Source organism: Cyclobacterium sp. L-R (assembly GCF_056859355.1).
This window is the reverse complement of sequence record NZ_JBSXOH010000060.1, coordinates 114,367-134,619: the sequence shown is the minus strand read 5'-3', so window position 1 is coordinate 134,619 and position 20,253 is coordinate 114,367. Positions and strand designations below refer to the sequence as shown.

Below are 20,253 nucleotides of genomic sequence, written 5' to 3'. Positions count from 1 at the left end.
TGACTGTTGTTAGTTTGTACAGGTTTTTTTTAATTCCATGGAAAGTGAATTTATCACTTAATTAAAGGTCTTTTTACAATGTCTAGTCGGATTGTTTAAATATCACTTTCCATCCCAATTGTTAATGGATTCGATAATGGTTTTGACTTCCTTTTTGTTCAATACTGGGTTAAGCGGAATACTTAATATTTCTCTATGGATTTTTTCAGTAATAGGTAATTTTCCAAAATCCATTTGTCCATAAACCGGTTGAAGATGAGGTGGAATAGGGTAATGAATGGCTGTTTCAATGCCCATTTCAAAGAGGTGTTTAATCAATTTCTCTCTTTCAGGAACGAGAATGGTGAATAGATGCCAAGTATGCGAAAGGGCTTGGTTTTGCTCAACCGCCTTTGGTAAGGTCAAATGAATGGAATCAATTTCCTTGAGGTAAGCATTCGCTATTTCAATTCTGTAGCGGTTGTTTTTATCTAAATAAGGCAGCTTTACATTCAGTACCCCCGCTTGGATTTCATCCATCTTTGAATGGGTGCCTAAATACTCAAACACATATTTTTCCTTGCCTCCGTAATTGCCCAAAGCCCTGATGGTAGAAGCTAGCTCAGGGTCATCAGTGGTGACCGCTCCGGCATCTCCCAAGGCAGCTAAGTTCTTTGTGGGGTAAAAACTATGCGCTGCAACATGCCCTAGTGAACCAGTTTTTTTTCCATTAAAAACACTTCCCACTCCTTGAGCATTGTCCTCAATTAGCTTAAGTTGATGCTTATCTACAAGCTGTTGTATCTCTTCATTGAATGCATTTCTACCAAACAGGTGAACCAATAACAGGGCTCGGGATTTACCAGTGATTTTCTGTTCAATTCTTTTGGCGCAAATATTAAATGTGGTAGGATCCGGTTCCACGGGTACCGGTACAAATCCCTGATTGGAAATGGCCAGAAAAGTAGCGAAAAAAGTGTTAGATGGAACTAGAATTTCATCTCCTTTTTCTAAAATACCCATAAGCAGATATGCCCTAAGTATTAATTCAAGCGCATTGGTGCCATTCCCCAGGCTGATGCAATGCTCAGTTCCTGTATAGGTTGCAAAGTTCTTTTCAAATTTCGCGGAGATATCCCCATTGACATATTGACCGCTTTGACTTATTTCTATAAGCGTCTTTGTGAGTTCAGGCTCAAATGCCTGATTAATGGCTTTTAAGTCCAAAAACTTTATTGGGGAATTTTCCTTCATTTATTTAAATCATGAATTAAGACACGAAAATAATTAACTAGGAAGAATTGATACCATTAATTGAGATAAACTCAATAAAAATTTATCAATATTTAATTCCGTGGTTTTCATGAATGGTCTGCATTGGATGAATCCACGTATATTAGATAAAAAAGACAATTAAATGCGTTTATTGATTTATTCTTTTTTCTTGGTTTTATGTGGGTCCTGTTCTTTGAGAGGGATTACAGTTTCTGAGAACATTACTTACATGGAAGATGGTTATCTGGGAGAATTACCAGAAAAAAGGTTGAATGTTTTCCGGCCAAAAAAAATTAAAGAAGCCCTTCCTGTTTTGGTATTTATCCATGGAGGTAGCTGGAGGTCTGGATCCAAAGAAAAATACAGCCTAGTTGGCAGAAGGTGGGCCAGGAGAAATATTGTTACGGTCATAATTGATTATCCCTTAAGCCCGGAATATAAAATCCATAGTATGGGAAAAGCTACTGCGAAAGCCTTGAATTGGGTGGATGAGAACATTGCTGATTATGGGGGAGATCCTGAAAGAATAGTAGTTTCCGGGCATTCTGCTGGTGGTCATTTAGCTAGTCTTGTTGCCATTCGAGATGAGTATTTTGATAGTTTGGGTGTTAAAAATCCAATTGCAGGTGCCGTGCTTATTGATGCCGCTGGCTTTGATATGTATCACTACCTTAAAGAAAAAAACAATGCACCAGGTACTTCCCATTTGAAGACTTTTACTGACTCCCCAGAAGTTTGGAAAGATACATCTCCAATTTATTTTCTACATGACAATATGCCTCCAATGCTATTTATGATGGGAGGTAAAACTTACGATAGTATCCTTGAAGGTACTGATCGGTTTATGGAAGAATACAAGAAATATGAACCAGAGCCGAATTTTAAGGTTCAAAAGAACAAAAGGCATATTCCTATGATGCTTCAAATGATTTATACGCCAAGTAGAGGTTTTAGATGGGTGACTACTTTTGTTAAAGCCCTGGGCGAATAACCTATGGTAAAAACTTGGCGGTAACCACCTTCTTTTCGGCTCTATTTATCCCAATAAGGCCCCCAGTTAAAGGGTCTAATGCGATTCCCTGACCTGTAAATGGTGCTTTATATTGTTTTATGAAGTTTAAATTTTCACCGTTTTCAGGTAGGGTAACATAATACAATAATTTTTCGTCGTGGCCTGTTACTACAAATCCCTGCTCCCAGGCTACACCCCCTGAAATACTCATTTTACCCATCTCTTTAATGATAGAGTCAGGAAAGTTCCATTTTTGTAGAATCTCCCAATTATCATTCATTTTGGCCAAGTAAGTGAGGTGATTGTTTTCACCATAATAAGCGAAGAGGGCATACCAATGTCCCTTGTTTTTAACAATCCAAGTAAGGCTACCTTTAGATTGTCCCAATTTGATTGTTTGTTTTAATGTGAGGCTTTTGGGATCGATTATTCGAATGCTACTGCTATCGGGTTGATTTGGATAGTTGGAGTGGGCACAATAGAGGAGACCTCCGCTAAGAAAACCACTGTTCAAGTGCTTTGTGTTTGGGTAGCTTTTGGAAGCGATTAATTCACCCGTAGACCTATCGTATTTACTAATGGAATGGTTATTTATCGCAAACGCATGTAGTTCGGTGGCAGCCGCTGCCTGTCGGGCATCGGGAGAAGGCCATTCTATTGTTTTTTTCCAACTCGGTTCTTTATTGGTAAATAAATTGATGGTGGTATTCTTTTCCAATTGGTGGGGGGCTGCTGCCAATATTAGATCACCTTCGCTTGAAATATTTAAGCCTGCTGCAGCTTTAAAGTCTACCGAAGTGCTGGTATTAAATATTTTAGAATTTAGTTTTGTGATTTTGGCGGACAAGGAGGGTGGTTGTAGCTGAAACAAGTCTGCAACCTGATCTCCTGCCTCATTCTTGGCGGTGCCAACCATGTACAGTTGGTCCTTCTGGTCAGAAAATAAATTTAGGTTTTGATAAGATAACCATATGGAATCGGACCATTTAGTTCTGGTTTGGCCTTTTACTTCTATAGCTCTCATGAAAGTGAATTTTCCTTTTCCAGCATAAAAGTCCTGTTCAGGACAGGAATAAAAGTCCAGCACCCGACTGTCCCAATTGGCAACTAAAATCAATATTTCACCTCTGAATGCAGTTATACCTACCGCTCCGGCTGTAACTCGCTCGTAATTTCCTTTTCGCGCTATGGTATAGATGGGTTTGTCAAAAGGATTTTCAGCTTCCAAATTATAGACTTGTAGGTACGCAAGGTTCCTTTCTTTGTTGTCTTCAATGCCAACAGCCAGATATTGATCGAATATTTGAAAGCCACCCGCATGACGTAGTGGAGCATGCATCAATGTATCTATGGACAATACCCTAGATTGTTCCCCCAATTCCATTTTCACCATATAACTCAAGTCTTCTGAGCTTCCGCTTAGGTAAGCAATTTGGTCATTATATAGCTGAATGCCTTGAAGATGGCCTCCTTCTGAATTGTAAGTAATGTTATTGGTTACCAAAAAGGAAGCCGGAAGGGTATTTAAATCTTCAAAGGACTTTGTGAAGTCGGCGATTTTAATGGTTTCTGTCGGGGCTTCTGAAACAAGCAAGGACAAAACCATAAACCAATGCAGGAAGGAGGTGAACAGTATAGTCATTTTGAGTTTTTTAATTTGGATTAAAGTAAGGGCTAGAAAAGACAATCACAATCAATACTTTAAGAATATTTTAAAAAATTTAATTTAAAGACTATTTTATCAATCCGTAAAGGAATAACGGTTCGTATATAGTTTGAACTTAAAATGAGATAGAAAGGTAAACCTGTTCTTTGGGTCAATTTTTAAGAAAAATTGGAATGAAATTCAACAAGGTTAAATTTTAGGAATCATGAATTGGAAAAAATGCTGGCTTCTCCCATTTGTATATTTGCTTTTGGTAAACGATTTGACCACTCAGGGTTTCACTTTTCAAGAGGCGGAAAGAGGGGTCGAGCCATTCGAATTTCAGCCTTTCTCAGCACAGCAAAAGGAGGTTGCAAAAGACCTTAATTTAGAAGGGTTAAAGGAATTTTTTGCTTTTAAGTCCGGAGCAGATGCCATAGAATTGTATGATTAAAATTATTAAAGCATTAGGTTGAATAATTAAATAAAGCTAATTTTTAATAAAATTAATGCAAAAACAGATTCTGGATTAATGTTTGTGGTTATTTAAAAAGTTTATGAACCATAAAACCCAAAATCCAATGGAAAGCTATCAATTAAGAATTTTAGATAAAAGTATAGTTACGCATGATACCTATGCTTTTAAAATTGAAAAGCCCAAAGGGTATTCTTTTGTACCTGGGCAAGCCACAGAATTGAGTTTATTAAAAGAAGGTTGGGAAGATGTAAGAAGGCCATTTTCTTTTACGAGCCTTCCCAAAGATGATTTTTTGGAGTTCACCATTAAAACCTACGAGGACCATGAAGGGGTAACTAAAAGGTTGGGTGATGCTCAAGTAGGGGATAAAGTGGAAATAGGTGATGCATGGGGAGCCATTGCCTACAAAGGTGAGGGTGTGTTTTTGGCAGGAGGCGCAGGGATCACCCCTTTTATCTCCATTTTACGAGATTTGCGTCAAAAAAATGAGATTGGTAATAACCGCTTGATATTTGCCAATAAAACCAATGAGGACATTATACTTTTTGAAGAGTTGAAGACCATCTTGGGTCATAAATTTCAAAATATTATCGAGAATCAAAAAGATTCCGCTTACGATCGCGGAAGAATTGATAAGGAATACTTAATAAAAAATATCAATGATTTTAAGCGCCAGCATTTTTACGTATGTGGGCCTGAAGGATTTATAATAGCAGTTAATAAGGCATTGGAAGAACTGGGGGCAGCTCCGGATGCCTTGGTTTTTGAAAAGTAAATGGTAGAAAAGGAAAGGAGATTTCTGGTTAATAGAAATCTCCTTTATTTTTATTTTATAGCTTCAATGGCTTTAGCCAATTTTTCTTTAACTTCTTTGGCCAAGGGTTTGATTTCCTCTTTCCCAACCGGCACCATGGCGGCCTCAGGATCGATGGCGGAGACCTCTATTTTACCATTTTCTAGTTCCCTGATTGTGACATTACAAGGCAACATGGCTGACATATTTGGGTCTATGGTCAACACCTTGTCTGCAAAACCAGGATTACAAGCACCTAATATCAGGGTAGGTAAATAATCCTTGTCTAGTTTCTTTTTCATGGTGGCCTGAATATCTATTTCCGTAAGCACACCAAACCCTTGCTCTTTTAGGGCTGCAGTTACCTTTTCTTTTACTCCTGAAAAGGATTGTGCTTCGAGTGTTTTATTGATATAATATTTCATAGCTGCTTCATTGATTGGTTCAACTATAAAGCTACACATAGATCGGGCCAAAGACAGTGACTATTGTTACATATTCAGTTGTCTATGTTTATCTGAAAATCAGGATAGACTGAAAGGTGATCCTTTTTATTTAGTAACTGTTTGAATAATTTTAAAAAACGGAGGACTTTACTGGAGTTTGAAATCCTTCAGGTTATCAGAAAAAGGACGGCAATGAAATGCAATACCGTACCAACAAGGACAAAAACATGCCAAATGGCATGGGCGTAAAGCAATTTTTTTTTGGCATAAAATACAGTGCCTATAGTGTATGCCAAACCCCCAGCTGCAATCAGGTAAATAATTTCGGTGCTCAGGTTGGCCACCAAAGGTTTTATAAGCAGCAGGGCCATCCAGCCCATCCCTAGGTACAGAATAAGCGATAATTTTTCAAACCTGCCAATAAAGAATATTTTAAAAACCAATCCTAATAAGGTGATGGTCCATACGATTCCGAAATAGACCCATCCTAAAGTACCTCCCAAACCTATCAACAGTAAGGGGGTATAGGTGCCTGAAATCAAAAAATAAATGCTAATGTGATCAATGCTACGCAATAGGGGTTTTAATTCCTTGGATTGAATGGCATGATAAAGGGTAGAAGAGGTATAAAGTAACAACATGGTGGCACCAAAGATACAGCAACTGACCACATGTAATGGAGTGCCATTTAAAACTGAAAAAACCACCAAAAGGGCTATGGCAACAATACTAAAAAGAATACCAATCAGGTGGGTGAGGGTATTGGCAAACTCTTCCTTTATTGTTTGTTTTCTTTCTACCTGTCCAGCCATTGTAGTCGATTAAATGTATTTCAGTAAATATCGGGTATTTAAATCAATTTTCGGAATTGATAGTGCTTAAAACCGTAGGTTGTTTATTTAATCATTTGGTTATCATTGAGATAAATCCATTCAGGTTTCAATTGGCTATTTTTTACCTAGCTCGGTTATCCGCGAGACCTGGAGGATTTTGGGGTATAAGTTTGTAAGTAAATCGAATTTCTCAGCCCGACCCTAGGGACAAAAAGAAAAAGGCCTCGAATGGAATCGTGGCCTTTTCAAAAAATTACAAGGAGTAATAAAAAAATTGTCGCTGTATTACTTATTCAAAAGTAGGCTTTTCCCCTTTTAATAAAGCCGAACAGAGATTAAGGATTCTTTACAAAATATTTCAGTCTTTAATAATTCAATAACATTGCGCTAAAGGCGAGATGTATAGAATGGTTGTCAGGGTAATTTTGTACTTTTGCAGGAAGATATGAAAGCAAGAACCTTAAAAAAAGATAAAGTCAATATCATCACCATGGGTTGTTCCAAAAACCTTGTGGATTCTGAAGTGCTATTAAGCCAACTGAAAGGAAATGGTATTGATGCCCGGCATGAATCAAATGCTGAGGACAATAATATAGTAATTATCAATACTTGTGGATTTATAGACAATGCCAAGCAGGAATCTATCAACACCATACTGGAGTATGCGACAGCTAAAGATCAAGGCTTGGTGGATAAAGTCTATGTGACAGGTTGCCTTTCTCAAAGGTATAAAGATGACCTAGAGTTGGAGATCCCTCAGGTTGATGCCTTTTTTGGAACCAGAGAGCTTCCGGCATTATTGAAGAAATTTAAGGCGGATTATAAACATGAGTTGGTTGGAGAGCGACTACTAAGTCATGCCTCACATTATGCTTACATGAAAATCTCCGAAGGTTGTGACAGGCCTTGTGCATTTTGTGCCATTCCGCTTATGAGAGGTGGACACGTCTCTCGCCCAATTGAAGAATTGGTTAAAGAGGCCAAGCACAAAGTGGCTGGTGGAACCAAAGAAATACTATTGATCGCCCAGGATTCTACTTACTACGGATTGGATCTTTACAAAAAACGAAGGCTTGCAGATCTTTTGCGAGCCCTATCGGATGTAGAAGGCTTGGAGTGGATAAGGTTGCATTATGCCTATCCAACAGGTTTCCCTATGGATGTGCTTGAAGTAATGGCTGAAAGGGCTAATATTTGTAATTACCTGGACATACCTTTGCAACATGGGTCTACGGAGGTGTTGAAAACGATGAGAAGAGGAACTACCCGTGAGAAGCAAGAGGATTTGATCAATGAAATCCGTAGTAAAATCCCAGACATTGCGATCAGGACAACGCTTATTACCGGACATCCAGGTGAAGGTGAGGCCGAGTTTGAAGAAATGGTGGACTTTGTAGAGCGCATGCGATTTGAGCGATTAGGAGTTTTCACCTATTCTCATGAAGAAGATACACATGCTTATGGATTGGAGGATAGTGTACCACAGGAAGTAAAACAGGAAAGGGCCAATCGCCTGATGGAGATACAAGAGCAAATCTCTTTTGAACTCAATCAGGAGAAGATAGGGAAGGAATACAAAGTACTGATTGATAAAAAAGAAAATGGCCGTTTTGTAGGTCGGACAGCCTATGATTCTGTAGAAGTAGACAATGAGGTATTGATAGATGCCAGTAAGTATTATTGCAGATTGGGTGACTTTGTAAATGTAAAGATTACCGAAGCCACCGAATTTGACCTTTACGGAGAAGTTATTTAGTCTTTTGTTTATTCTAATTATCATTTATAAAATAATTAAAGTAGTTTTTTAACCCATGCATTTACAGGAAGTCACCACCCCAGCGCATCAAAAAGAGTTTTTTCAAATGGCAGTGAGGCTGTACCAGAATGAGAAAAACTGGATCAGACCCCTGGACAAAGACATAGAAGACCTTTTTCACCCCAAGACCAACAAACTGTTCAAGAGTGGAGGTAAATCCATCCGTTGGTTATTAATAGATGATCAGGGGAAAACCATAGGTAGAAATGCCGCTTTTATCAATCCCAAATGGAAAGAGAAAATCCCAACCGGAGGGATGGGTTTTTTCGAATGTATAAATGATCAAAAAGCAGCTTTTATGTTATTTGATGCTGCAAAAGACTGGTTAGTTGCCCAAGGTATGGAAGCCATGGATGGCCCGGTGAATTTTGGGGAAAGAGACAAATGGTGGGGCTTGTTGGTAGATGGTTTTTCTCCGGCTAATTATAACATGCACTGGAATTTCGCGTATTATAAGGATTTTTTTGAAGCCTATGGGTTTCAAATTTATTTTAAACAATATACTTATAGCAGAAATGTAAAAGGGGTAGTTGTCGATCCCAAGATCAGGGAAAGGTCGATGAAAATTCTTGAAAATAAAGATTTTGAATTTAGGTGCCTTAAAGGAAAAGAGCTTTGGGAGAAATTTCCAGAATACTTTATGACCGTATACAACAAAGCTTGGGCGGGACATTTGGGTAAAACCATTTCCGTAAGGGAAGCCAAGCTAATGCTTTCCAAAATGAAGCCTATAATAGATCCGAACCTTATCTTTTTTGGTTTCTATAAAGGGGATCCCATTTGTTTCTTTATTAGTATTCCTGAAATCAATCAAATCTTTAAATATGTTGATGGTAAAATGGATCTAATAGGTAAACTTAAATTTCTTTGGCACAAAACCTTTAATCCACCAGATAAAATGCTAGGTTTGGTATTTGGTGTAGTGCCGGAATTCCAGGGAAAGGGTGTAGAAAGTGCTATGGCAACAGATTATAGGGACAATGTAGCAGAGAAAAAACTGCCCTATGAGACCATAGAGATGAATTGGGTGGGGGATTTTAATCCTAAAATGATGCGAGTATGTGAACAATTAAATGCTTCCATCTATAAGACGCATCATACTTACCGTTATATTTTTGATAGGAGTGTTCCTTTTGAAAAGCACAAAGTATTGTAAAGTATATAGTATTCTTTTTCCAAATCAAAGGGTTGACGAAACCATAGCAAAGCAAAAAGGGCTGGAAGTTGTAAAACTTACCAGCCCTTTTTCTTTAATTACTTTTTTTATTGTTTAATAAATTTTTGCTGACCTTTGAAACTTGTATTTTCAAGGCGAATCAAATAAGTGCTGTTTTTCAGTTCGCTAAAATCCAGGTTTGCTGTAGTAGTGTGGGCTGGTAGGTAAATGGTTTGTATAGGAATACCATCTAAGCGAATAATTGAGATTTTTGTCTTTTCATTAAATTCTTGCATTACCCTTAATGTACTTTTCCCTTGAGTTGGATTTGGCGACAATACAAACCTATGGGGTATGTCAATGGACACAGTGTTGGTTTGTACCTTTTTAGTCCCTAATTCAACCCGAGTTAGATAGGCTCCAGGATCTAGGCTACCTAAATCAGCTTTCCAAAGTAGAGGAGATTCTTTTTGCCAGGTAATTGAGGAGTGGTTAAGAGGCCCTTTTTCATTAATGAGCTTAATTTCATCAGCATGTTTTAAAGGGGTATTTGTGCTTAACTTCAATTCAAACCCGGTTTTATCATTATATACCTTTAGGTTTCCTTCCAAAGGGATGTTCGTACCATTTTGAACAGATGTACCTAAATGGATCAGAAGGGGTTTAGAGGAAAGCGGTAAAGTGAGTTTTCCATTGGTATAAGAAAGGGATACCTCTTCTCCATTTGGAGATAGTCCTGAAAGGTACCAGGCCTCTTGAGCAGGGAATTCTGCCGGAAGCTGGTAATTTACTGTCAAAGAATCTTCACCGGTAACTGGTCTCCAAGCTATAAGATGGGACAGTTCACCTTCATCATTCCTTAGTTGGTAGATGTATGCTTGTTCATCCTCTCTAATTACATCTTCAAAATATAGGTTTCCCATCCTATTTTGCATGGCCTCAAGGGCTGTAAATGCTCGCTTTTCTTTGAATCCATAATGTCCTGATTCAGTTAATCCAGACCGCTGATAGTTTATAGGGTCTATGCCTTCAAGGGTATCCACATTGGCATAAAAATACCAATGGGCCTTATCTACTCCCATTCTACTTAACCAAAACAGTCCACGTAGTGCATATACAGCCTGTGATTGAGCACTAACTGCTTCCGAATTGATGGCTGTTTCATTTTCACTTGAAGCATCCCATCCCCATTCTGTAACATGCACTTCTTTGCCAGGCATATTGGCATCTCTAAATCGTAATCCGGAAAACAAGGCCCTCATTTCTGATGCCGGATGTTCAGGATGTACAGCTATCCTGTCACCTTCATTGGTTCTGTAATAGCTGTAAAGGTGTAAGTTAATTCCGTCAAGGTATGGGGCCGCCGCCTCGTGCAGTTTGGTTCCCATATAATTTTTTTGTCCATCATTAGTAATGGGGTGGGATGCTTGTAAGGCTGCGGGCAATACCTTTATCATAGGGTCTGCAGTTTTTAGTCCTTGAGCGGTTCCCAATAGTATTTTACGATAGGTTGAGTCACTGTAGTCCCAGGGTTCATTACCTACCTCTACAGTGCGGATTAGGTTTTCATGACTTGGGCCAAAAGTGCTGGCAAAGGCATGTCCAAGACCATAACCTGAAGAATAAGGATTGTCCCATAAAGATTCCTGAAATCTGTCAAAGGTAAAAGTTGCATCTACTTCAAATCCTTTATCTATCCAATCTTTATATTCTCGGGTCCACTGCGTCCATGGTCGCAATACCATAGGGTTTTCTCCACCATAAGAAGGGGTGATGTCAGGGTCAGCAGTATCCCAATGGATATTGTGGTAATTTCTGGCCTGATGTGCAGCTCGGATAAATTTTTGAGCCCCTTCGTCTGCTCCTTGCAAGTTCGGTACTTTTTTGGTTCCCCAGGCCCATACTGTATTTACTCCAAATAGTTTACCAAAACTTGTGTTCTGCGGTTTTGGTGCAGGAGGGGGGCCGTAGTTACCAAACTTGTCGTACACTGTTAATTCTTGGATGGTGGCCTTTTTATAATTTTCATCTACCAAATGTTGTTCTAGTCGAACAAACCTGGTTCTATTGCCTTCTGGTAATTCTATATTGTGAATGTCTAAAGAGTTAGGGTCCAACTCTGCCAGTAAAGTCAAACTGTCTAATGTAGGTCCTACCCATAATTTGGAGGAAATGGCAGTATTATTACCGTTCCATTGTTTTGCGGCAATGCGCGAAACAGGCTTGACTTCCATCAAGTCCAAGGTTATAAATTCGGACAATGGATCCGAATATGCAGCTATTTCTTGGATGCTGAATGCGGCATTTGATGTCAAGGAGACCTTTGTAACCTCATCCATCTCAATTTCAAACCTCACATGTCCAGTAGTTGTGGTTTCATAAGTTGTACTAAGGGTGTCACCTTGCAGATTAATTACCTGAATACTTACAGGTTCAGCATGATTATTCGCCAGCCTAAGCCCTAGTCTGTGAACCTTAACAGGGGCTAAATCCAGTGAGAAGTTAGCTACACCATTGATTAGGCCTATTTGAGGAGTACTATTACCTAGATTTCCATCTGTAGCATTGGTCATGTTTGCCCCATTTCCAGCTATCCCATTTTTGTTCAGGAAGATGTTTTGTCTGGAATTGCTAACATAAGCATCAGGAAGCGGGTTTGTAGATAGCCATGCCGTGGCAATATTGTCATCTAATACCGCCTCTGCTGTGTTATTGGTTCCATTGGCAGTAGAGCTTGATGATGCTATGGCTGTCTTGGATAGTGCCGAATATAAACCCGCATCTGGATTCCATGTCGTTACTGGGTCTGGATCGGGAAGTACTGGGTCTGGTTTTACAATCTCACTACCATAAGCCTCTATTTCAAACACAGTGACCTTTTTGTAGTTTTCAGGAACTACCCTATGTGCAATCTGGAGGTATCTGGCTTCAATAGCTGGGTCAAGTGAAGTGCTAATAAAGGCAATCTCGTCGGGCTGTAAGTTGGCAATTATTGTAAGGCTGTCTGGATGATTCCCAGCAAGAAGCTGTGTGGCTGTTGCATTGCTGTTTCCTGCCCAATGTTTGGATTTTACCTCACTAACAGTGTAAGTATCGCCCAGATCCAGCGTAATGTATTCTTTAGGGACTTCTGCTAATAAACCAATTTCCATTATGGAAAAGGAGGCAATACTACTGAGTTTAATTTTTTCAATATCCTCTAGGTTAACTTCAAACCTGATGTGGTTGTAACTTTGAGCTGGTAAATATTCTTCTGTTTTAACAATTCCTAAACTATCAAAAAAGGTAATGGTGACCTTTTCCTGTAGACCATTGGTTTTTAATCCTATTAAATAAATGTCTTCTGGGGAGGCGAAATTGATAAAGGCTTCAGCTGGTAATGTAATGGATGGTGAGTAGGAATTGGTTGCCTCTGGATAAATATTGCTTAATTCAATACGGTTGGGTTGTAGAATTAAATTCTGGTAAGCATTGTCATAAAAATTTGTTGGGAAAGGATTGTTGGATACCCAAGAAGTATTTTGTAATCCATCTATAGCCAGTTCTGCGTTGGACTGCGGTGCATCTGAGCTGGATATAACTATCCCTTGAAGTAAATGCATCTCATATTGTGCGTATGTAACCGATAAGGTTAAAAATAGAAAAGTTGATAACGCGAAAAAGCTTTTTTGATAAAATGGCATGGTCTTTCATTTATGTTTCCAACTATGATAGTGGTTCCCTATCCCCTCCCATTGGATAGAGGGGAATTTATATTTAAAGAACTGTGCAAGCACCTGTTTCTTTACTTAAATCAGGCAAAAATAATTAAGTGCCTTAACTATATAGTACCTAAAAGTTAAATGGGTTGACTGCTTAAATGCCTACAAGCAATAATAATACAGATATATTAAAAACCCAAAAAATAAAAAAAAGGTTTACAACTTTAGCTGTAAACCTAAAGTGGAGGATAACGGATTCGAACCGATGACCTCTACACTGCCAGTGTAGCGCTCTAGCCAACTGAGCTAATCCCCCGAAATGGAGTGCAAATATAGGTAGGTATTTTAATTCAACAAATTATTCCGAAGAATATTTTATCCTGGTTAAGATGCTTCTTCCAAGTGTTATCTCATCAGTGTACTCCAATTCACTACCAACAGGAATACCTCTAGCTATTGAGCTAATATTTAAACCTTTGTCTTTCAACTTTCTTGTTATAAAAAATGAGGTGGTATCTCCCTCCATGGTTGCAGGCAGTGCCAAGATGATTTCTTTAACCTGAACATCATTTGAGGGGGTCTCAATTCGCTTAATTAAAGACGCTATCTTTAACTCATCTGGCCCTATTCCTTGGATCGGGGAAATCACTCCTCCCAATACATGGTACAAACCTGAGTATTGGTTGGTGTTTTCTATTGCCAGTACATCGGGGAGGTCCTCGACAATACAGATTACGCTTTTGTCTCTTTTCAGGCCTTCACAAATACTGCAAACTGTATCGTCAGAAACATTATGACAAATCACACAGTATTGGATGTTTTTACGAAGGTTCAACAAGGCATCCGTAAGTGCTGTAGTTACGGGCTCTTTTTGCTTAAGCAAATGCAAAGTTAAGCGGAGGGCTGTTTTCTTACCTATACCAGGAAGCCGGCTTATTTCCGCTACAGCATCTTCAATTAGTTTGGAAGGGAAATTCAATTAAGCTTTAATTTATAAAATTGTAGCCTGTATGCCTGCATCAAGAATAGACTCACACATAGGTTTGAGTTTACTTGCGCTTCCCTTTTTAACAGAGCATTTGCCCTTGTAATGAATAATCATTGTGCATTGCTCTGCCTGTTCTTGGGAATGTTTACACACTTTAATTAATACCTTGGAAACATGATCGAAAGTATTGATGTCATCATTAAAAACCACCAAGTCATGCTCTTCCTGGTCAACAATTTCCTCTACTAATAATTCTTCTTCGGATTCAAATAAATGTTCTAAAGGTTTCATTTTGCAAAGTTAATAATTAATCCCAAATTTAATGCCCTTTAGCCAAAAGCATTATGGACTCAAATCTCGTATTAATTGTTATAACATCTTATTTTTTACTGTTGTTCCTGATTTCATGGCTTACTTCCAGAAATTTAAAATCAGACACCTTTTTCACAGGAGATAGACAATCTCCTTGGTTTTTAGTTGCCTTTGGGATGATAGGTGCTTCACTTTCGGGAGTAACCTTTATTTCAGTGCCTGGAGAAGTGGGGAATAGTAATTTCTATTATTTTCAACTCGTTTTGGGCTATACGGTGGGCTATGCGGTGATTGCTAAAGTGCTACTTCCGCTTTATTATCGACTGAATTTGGTTTCAATTTATTCCTATTTGGAAGGGAGATTTGGCTTTTGGTCGTATAAGACGGGAGCTTTCTTTTTTATTCTTTCAAGAACACTTGGTTCGTCTATTAGGGTTTTCTTAGTGGCTGGTGTTTTACAAATCATATTATTTGACAGATGGGGAATTCCTTTTTGGGTTTCAGTTTTGATTACTGTAACCTTAATTTGGTTGTATACTTTTCGGGGAGGTATAAAAACAGTGGTGTGGACAGATACCTTACAAACCTTTTTTATGCTTTTGGCAGTTTTTGTTAGCATAGTTTTGGTGTCACAAGAGCTCGGGCTTTCTGGGATGGGTGATTTGATGGTGAAAGTAGCAGATCAACCTTATTCCAAAATTTTTAACTGGGATTGGAAAAGTGGAACGAATTTTTTCAAGCAGTTTTTTTCAGGAATGTTTATAGTCATCGTCATGACTGGTTTGGATCAGGATATGATGCAGAAAAACCTGACCTGCAAAAATCTCAAAGATGCACAAAAAAATATGTTCTGGTTTACCAATATATTGGTAGTTGTAAATTTGATATTCTTAGCCTTAGGGGTTTTATTGTATATGTATGCTGAAAGCAATCAAATTACCCTTCCTGAACGTACTGATGATTTATACCCTCTGTTGGCAACCTCTTATTTTTCTACTTTCGCTGGGGTTGTATTTGTTTTGGGTATTACTGCCGCGGCCTATAGTAGTGCAGACTCTACCTTGACTGCCCTTACAACCTCCTTTTGCTACGATTTTCTTGAAATAAACAAGAATCCAGATAAGAAAAAAGCATTGACCATTAGAAAAACGGTACACCTTAGTTTTACTTTTTTGATGTTTATAGTCATTCTCGTTTTTCGATGGTTAAATGATCAGAGTGTAATCAATGCGGTTTTTCTAATTGCAGGATATACTTATGGTCCTTTGCTAGGCCTCTACTCCTTTGGGCTTTTCACCAAATATAAAGTGAAAGATAGATGGGTTCCCATTTTGGCAGTTTTGGCTCCATTAATATCCTTCGTCCTTTCATCAAAATCAGAAAAGTGGTTTTGGAGTTACAAATTCGGATTTGAATTGTTAATATTAAACGGTTTGTTGATGTTTTTAGGTCTTTGGTTAGTGCGGAATAAACACACTTAATGAATAAGATTCCTTTCAATAGAAAGGAAATTTAAAGTCAATAGTTTGACCTTAAATCATTTGGGATAGTTGAGGGCCGGCTTTTATTTTTTGCATAGCAAAGCATACCATAGCCTAGGGTATTGATTGGCCATAATAATCTTAGTGTGAATTTATAACTTAGGTCTGTAAGGTGGTAGAGAGTTGCCAGTTGTTGATATATTGTCAAGCCTACTTAATAAGCTTTTCCTTTGTCCAAAAGTAAAGAAAACACAGTCCAAACTATGATTTTAATATCCAAAATCGGTGTCCAATTGTTCACATAGAATATGTCCAACTTACATCTTGAATAGATATCATAGAAATCTTTGGTTTCGCCTCTAAATCCTTTTGCTTGGGCTAGACCTGTAATACCTGGTTTCACAGTGTGGCGAAACATAAAATTGTCGATCTCTGAAGAAAATTTATAATTCATCGGCATGGCGTGTGGCCTTGGCCCGACGATAGACATTTCACCTCTGATAACATTTAAAAATTGAGGTAATTCATCCAAGCTTGACTTCCGTAAGAACTTACCAATCCAAGTAATTCTTGGGTCATCTTTGGTGGCTTGTTTAGTGTCCGCTTGGTCGTTGATGTACATCGTCCTGAACTTATAACAAAAAAAAGGTACGTTGTCTTTTCCATGTCTTAATTGTTGGAAAAACACAGGGCCGGAAGAGGTGGCTTTAATGATAATGCCTATTAATGGGAATAGCCATGAGAAAACAAATACCATTAGTCCCAAGCTCAAAGAAATATCAAAAGCCCTTTTGAGCATTTGTTGAGATTCATCAAAATTGACTCTAGGGAATATTTTTGAATATTTCCTCTTTATGCTGATTGATTTAGCGGTTGGTTTTCGCTCGGTGATAGTGGAGGGCATACGATTGATTTTATTTAAATCATTCAAAAGATATTTTCAGGTAAACCATTATCATGCCATAATATTTGTTGTTTACATTTTTGTCTTTTGAAAAATGTATTTCAAAACTAGAATAAAGTATTTTAATTTCCTAATATTTTGTCTCTAAGTTTTGTTATTAGCAAAATAGTTAATTATTTATTAAAGATTTGGTAATTATTACTCGGTTTTTGATAAATTATATATTTTGGTTTCTTTGGTGTAGGGTTTGAAACACTGTAGATATGAAGTGTAATTTTTAGTTTTTAAATGACAATTGAAAGTCGTTGGATTTCAAACCTTTTATAAGGTTAAATGGTTCTCTGGGTCCCAAAAAAAGTTATCAAAATCTACAATAATGTCATTTTCTACATTGATTCCTTCTTTTTCCAGTAGTTGCTGCATAAGATCTGGAGTAGCAAAATGGTTTTTACCTGATAACATTCCTATTCTATTTACTACTCGGTGGGCAGGTACATCCTCCATACCATGTGCTGCATTCATGGCCCAGCCTACCATTCGAGCACTTCCTTTGCTACCAAGGTAAGAAGCAATGGCACCATAAGATGTTACCCTACCTCGAGGGATGAGTTTTACCACTTGGTAGACCTGCGAGAAAAAGTTGTCACTTGTTTTCTTCACCTGTAAGGTTGATAATTGCCTGATTGATTATTCGTCGTATTTTTCTTTCAGATTCTCTTGATTTATTATTTAGTTGTATCTGAAGTTTCATTTTAACGATGTCTTTTTTTATTTCTAGAGCCTTAAGAGATATACTGTCACTCTGAACCTCTTCTTTAAATGGTTTTATTTTTGCTTTCAGTTCGTTTTCCATTTCATCCACATTTAACAATGAATGATTGGTAGCTTCAAAATCAAAGGTCAGCTTTCTTATGTTCTGTCGACTGTAATTAACAACGTTGGCAGTAAGAATGAGGCTATTCGGAACCATTACCAAGTCGTAGTCATCATTTAAAAGGACAATATTCAATAAAGTGATGTCTTTTATTTTCCCTTGATGCTCACCAACTTTAATATAGTCACCAAGGGTGATTTGGTCTGAAAACATGATAATGAGTCCATTGAGCATATTAATGATATAGTCCCTAGACAAGAGTGCAATGGCCGCAGCTACTATGGTAATACTGGAAAGGAATTCTTTGGGATCAATATCGAAAAAGACCATGATAGCGATCAAAAGTATGATCACATTCAGCAGACTTGCAATCCTATTAATGCCAAGGACAAAATTACTGTGTAGTGAGTTCGTTTTCTTTTTCCTCAAGTAAAACCGCACCAAAAATATTCTTCCTAGCGAAACCAAAATATTTCCTGAAAGTAGGAAGGCAAAGGCATCTACTATATTGTAAAGTTTTGAAAATAAAAGATTTTTATCAGGCTCAATGGTTTCCTGAAGGACCAAAAAAGTAAAGTAAGCAAGCACTTTTAAAACGAATATTATTCGTTTTTTTCGTTCGTTGACCTCAATATTGCTTTTTCCTGTTTCCATTACTATTTTAAAAATAAACCTTACTTTTATGTTTTGTCCATTTAGCTGACAAAAATACCGCATAATAACCAAACAAAATAATAGCATGAATAGAAATATTATTATCACAGGAAGTGCAGGGAATTTGGGTAGCGCAGTTGTAAGTAAATTTAAGAGGGAAGGATTTAAAGTGATAGCCATTGTTTCTCCAGGTAGCGACTTGGAAGTTGAAGAAGCGGATGATGTTTACCATGTAAATGTCACTGATGAGCAATCTGTGAAGGATTTTAGTAAAGAATACCAAATTCAATACGGAAGCCTTGAATGCATGGCCTTATTGGTAGGAGGTTTTGCTATGGGAGGAATTGAAGAAACTACTAGTAAAGACATAGAGAAAATGATTCAACTTAATTTTTTCAGTGCTTTTAATATGGTGAAACATTTTATACCGTTAATGAGAAAAGCCAACAATGGCACTTTCCTATTCGTAGGGGCTAAGCCTGCTTTACAGCCCAATGAAGGTAAAGATGTTTTGGCATACGCTTTGAGTAAGAGTTTAGTGATTGATTTGGCAGATTTTATTGCCAATGAAACTGCCGATCTAAAAGTTAGGTCACATGTCTTTGTACCAAGTATTATAGATACGCCTCAAAATAGAGCGGCTATGCCTGATGCTGATTTTGGGGATTGGGTTAAGACGGAAGAAATTGCTGAGGCTATGCACTATGCGGCAACCAATGCCTCCTTAAGAAATATGACATTTAAATTGTATGGTGGCATCAATTGATTGATTAATTAATTATTTAGAATTATGAAAAACACAGCATTATCCCTATTCATGTTGCTATTGGTCTTAAGTGCCAAAGCACAAACCACTACCGAAACCAGAACCTTAAATGCTTTTGATCAGCTAGTAGTCAGTGATGCCATCGAGGTTGAACTTGTTAAGGGCGAAATACATGAAATGACGATTACCGCCTCAGGGATTGATATAAGTCAGGTGACTTCAGATGTTAACAAGCGGGAATTAGAAATTGAGGTTTCTGGTAATAATCCCAAGTCCAGTTCTGTTAAAGTGGTTTTAACCTATGTTCAACTTAACCAAATTGAAGCTAGCTCTGGAGCTAAGGTTTTTGTAAAGGACATGGTTGAAAGTAAAGTGGTTCAGTTAAAAGTGGCGAGTAACGCTTACCTTGAAGCAGAAGTTAAAGCTGAACAGTTGATTTTGGAGGCAGAAACCAATGCAAGAATGTTTGTGAAGGGAACTGCAGAAAATTTAGATTATAACGCATTTACAAATTCAGAGATTGACGGAGAAGAGTTGGTTGTGAAAAATGCAGAAATCCGAACCAATACCAATGCAAGTGGAAGTTTTGAAGTGTTGGAATCGCTAAAAGGAACTGCTGCAACTAGAGGTAGAGTGAAATACAAGGGAGATCCCAATATAATTGACGTAAAAGAAAGCATTGGTGGTGTAATAGAACAATTTTAGGAAATAGAAACTGAATTTAAGGCATTGAACCCGAATTATGCAATAGACATTCTATTACGTGCTGAAATCGCTTTGAAAACAGCCACTTCGTTGCTGTTTTCAATTTCACCATAGCGGTGCTATGCTAAAATCTCCAAACAGGCTGATTGTCTTGCGATTGCAACACTTCCCGTAAACACGGGACAGGCATCACCCCTGACCTTGTCAGGGCGGAGAAATCCTATTACATACTCCGGGTTGAAACACAGGTTTGATTCAAAACCCTGTGTTTCAATGCTGGATTTTATTTAAAAAAATTGGGATTAAATGTTGGTTTCTTGATAGAAAATCTACTTAACAATTTAGGAAAAATGGAATTGGTTTTTAGTCTTCCTGAATTTTATCAAAATATTTCAATGCTTACAGACCTTACTGAAGGATGTCATGTATTTTGCA

The 20,253-nt window shown here is 37.8% G+C and carries 18 protein-coding genes and 1 tRNA gene; 8 read left to right on the top strand and 11 right to left on the bottom strand.

All coding sequences use genetic code 11. The features are described from left to right. Positions 1 to 102 precede the first annotated feature (102 nt). Positions 103 to 1,233: a DegT/DnrJ/EryC1/StrS family aminotransferase gene (locus tag AC13EX_RS08390; RefSeq protein ID WP_482892308.1), complete on the bottom strand. Its 1,131-nt coding sequence runs from the start codon at positions 1,231 to 1,233 to the stop codon at positions 103 to 105. A gap of 163 nt (positions 1,234 to 1,396) precedes the next feature. Here AC13EX_RS08390 and AC13EX_RS08385 point away from each other — a divergent pair, with 163 nt between their 5' ends. After that, the gene (locus AC13EX_RS08385) at positions 1,397 to 2,245 is read left to right on the top strand and encodes an alpha/beta hydrolase (protein WP_482892307.1); all 849 of its coding nucleotides are present in this window, start codon (positions 1,397 to 1,399) and stop codon (positions 2,243 to 2,245) included. A gap of 1 nt (position 2,246) precedes the next feature. On the opposite strand, the gene AC13EX_RS08380 is transcribed toward AC13EX_RS08385, so the two are convergent. Next, the gene (locus tag AC13EX_RS08380; RefSeq protein ID WP_482892306.1) at positions 2,247 to 3,908 is read right to left on the bottom strand and encodes a hypothetical protein; all 1,662 of its coding nucleotides are present in this window, start codon (positions 3,906 to 3,908) and stop codon (positions 2,247 to 2,249) included. A gap of 229 nt (positions 3,909 to 4,137) precedes the next feature. Here AC13EX_RS08380 and AC13EX_RS08375 point away from each other — a divergent pair, with 229 nt between their 5' ends. Next, positions 4,138 to 4,365: a hypothetical protein gene (locus tag AC13EX_RS08375; RefSeq protein WP_482892304.1), complete on the top strand. Its 228-nt coding sequence runs from the start codon at positions 4,138 to 4,140 to the stop codon at positions 4,363 to 4,365. Positions 4,366 to 4,492: 127 nt separating this feature from the next. Next, positions 4,493 to 5,164, top strand: a complete 672-nt coding sequence (locus AC13EX_RS08370; protein ID WP_482892303.1) for an FAD-binding oxidoreductase — start codon at positions 4,493 to 4,495, stop codon at positions 5,162 to 5,164. Between the two features lie 50 nt (positions 5,165 to 5,214). On the opposite strand, the gene AC13EX_RS08365 is transcribed toward AC13EX_RS08370, so the two are convergent. Further along, complete coding sequence (locus tag AC13EX_RS08365) at positions 5,215 to 5,607, bottom strand: DUF302 domain-containing protein (protein WP_048644291.1); 393 nt, start codon at positions 5,605 to 5,607, stop codon at positions 5,215 to 5,217. 188 nt (positions 5,608 to 5,795) lie between these two features. Continuing rightward, positions 5,796 to 6,440 (bottom strand): PAQR family membrane homeostasis protein TrhA, encoded by a 645-nt coding sequence (gene trhA / locus AC13EX_RS08360; RefSeq protein ID WP_339717787.1) that lies wholly within the window; start codon positions 6,438 to 6,440, stop codon positions 5,796 to 5,798. Between the two features lie 466 nt (positions 6,441 to 6,906). Here trhA and rimO point away from each other — a divergent pair, with 466 nt between their 5' ends. Together rimO and AC13EX_RS08350 are read left to right on the top strand one after the other, a co-directional pair. Then, positions 6,907 to 8,217 carry a 30S ribosomal protein S12 methylthiotransferase RimO gene (gene rimO / locus AC13EX_RS08355; RefSeq protein ID WP_482892301.1) on the top strand — a complete coding sequence of 437 codons (1,311 nt, stop codon included), beginning with the start codon at positions 6,907 to 6,909 and terminating at the stop codon, positions 8,215 to 8,217. 55 nt (positions 8,218 to 8,272) lie between these two features. Beyond that, positions 8,273 to 9,433 (top strand): hypothetical protein, encoded by a 1,161-nt coding sequence (locus AC13EX_RS08350; protein ID WP_048640264.1) that lies wholly within the window; start codon positions 8,273 to 8,275, stop codon positions 9,431 to 9,433. 107 nt (positions 9,434 to 9,540) lie between these two features. Here AC13EX_RS08350 and AC13EX_RS08345 read toward each other — a convergent pair whose 3' ends face one another. The 4 genes from AC13EX_RS08345 to AC13EX_RS08330 form a co-directional block, all read right to left on the bottom strand. Further along, on the bottom strand, positions 9,541 to 13,116 hold the full coding sequence (locus AC13EX_RS08345; RefSeq protein WP_482892300.1) for a T9SS type A sorting domain-containing protein: 3,576 nt from the start codon (positions 13,114 to 13,116) through the stop codon (positions 9,541 to 9,543). A 260-nt stretch (positions 13,117 to 13,376) separates the two neighbouring features. Next, positions 13,377 to 13,450: transfer RNA gene (locus tag AC13EX_RS08340), tRNA-Ala, on the bottom strand. A 42-nt stretch (positions 13,451 to 13,492) separates the two neighbouring features. Further along, positions 13,493 to 14,113, bottom strand: a complete 621-nt coding sequence (gene recR, locus AC13EX_RS08335; RefSeq protein ID WP_048640262.1) for a recombination mediator RecR — start codon at positions 14,111 to 14,113, stop codon at positions 13,493 to 13,495. Between the two features lie 12 nt (positions 14,114 to 14,125). Then, complete coding sequence (locus tag AC13EX_RS08330) at positions 14,126 to 14,413, bottom strand: ATP-dependent Clp protease adaptor ClpS (RefSeq protein WP_482892299.1); 288 nt, start codon at positions 14,411 to 14,413, stop codon at positions 14,126 to 14,128. 53 nt (positions 14,414 to 14,466) lie between these two features. On the opposite strand from AC13EX_RS08330, the gene AC13EX_RS08325 reads away from it, so the two are divergent. Beyond that, entirely contained in the window at positions 14,467 to 15,915 is a 1,449-nt protein-coding gene (locus AC13EX_RS08325; RefSeq protein ID WP_482892298.1) for a sodium:solute symporter, read from the top strand. Between the two features lie 214 nt (positions 15,916 to 16,129). Here AC13EX_RS08325 and AC13EX_RS08320 read toward each other — a convergent pair whose 3' ends face one another. From AC13EX_RS08320 to AC13EX_RS08310, 3 genes are all read right to left on the bottom strand, one after another. After that, positions 16,130 to 16,819 (bottom strand): sugar transferase, encoded by a 690-nt coding sequence (locus AC13EX_RS08320; protein WP_482892297.1) that lies wholly within the window; start codon positions 16,817 to 16,819, stop codon positions 16,130 to 16,132. Positions 16,820 to 17,140: 321 nt separating this feature from the next. Beyond that, positions 17,141 to 17,479: an MGMT family protein gene (locus AC13EX_RS08315; protein WP_482892296.1), complete on the bottom strand. Its 339-nt coding sequence runs from the start codon at positions 17,477 to 17,479 to the stop codon at positions 17,141 to 17,143. Next, on the bottom strand, positions 17,463 to 18,347 hold the full coding sequence (locus AC13EX_RS08310) for a mechanosensitive ion channel family protein (RefSeq protein WP_482892295.1): 885 nt from the start codon (positions 18,345 to 18,347) through the stop codon (positions 17,463 to 17,465). Before AC13EX_RS08310 ends, AC13EX_RS08315 begins: the two co-directional genes overlap by 17 nt. Positions 18,348 to 18,432: 85 nt before the next feature. Here AC13EX_RS08310 and AC13EX_RS08305 point away from each other — a divergent pair, with 85 nt between their 5' ends. Both AC13EX_RS08305 and AC13EX_RS08300 read left to right on the top strand, forming a co-directional pair. Beyond that, positions 18,433 to 19,113, top strand: coding sequence for an SDR family NAD(P)-dependent oxidoreductase (locus AC13EX_RS08305; protein ID WP_482892294.1), 681 nt, complete (start codon positions 18,433 to 18,435; stop codon positions 19,111 to 19,113). Positions 19,114 to 19,137: 24 nt separating this feature from the next. Continuing rightward, complete coding sequence (locus AC13EX_RS08300; protein WP_482892293.1) at positions 19,138 to 19,818, top strand: GIN domain-containing protein; 681 nt, start codon at positions 19,138 to 19,140, stop codon at positions 19,816 to 19,818. Positions 19,819 to 20,253 lie beyond the last annotated feature (435 nt).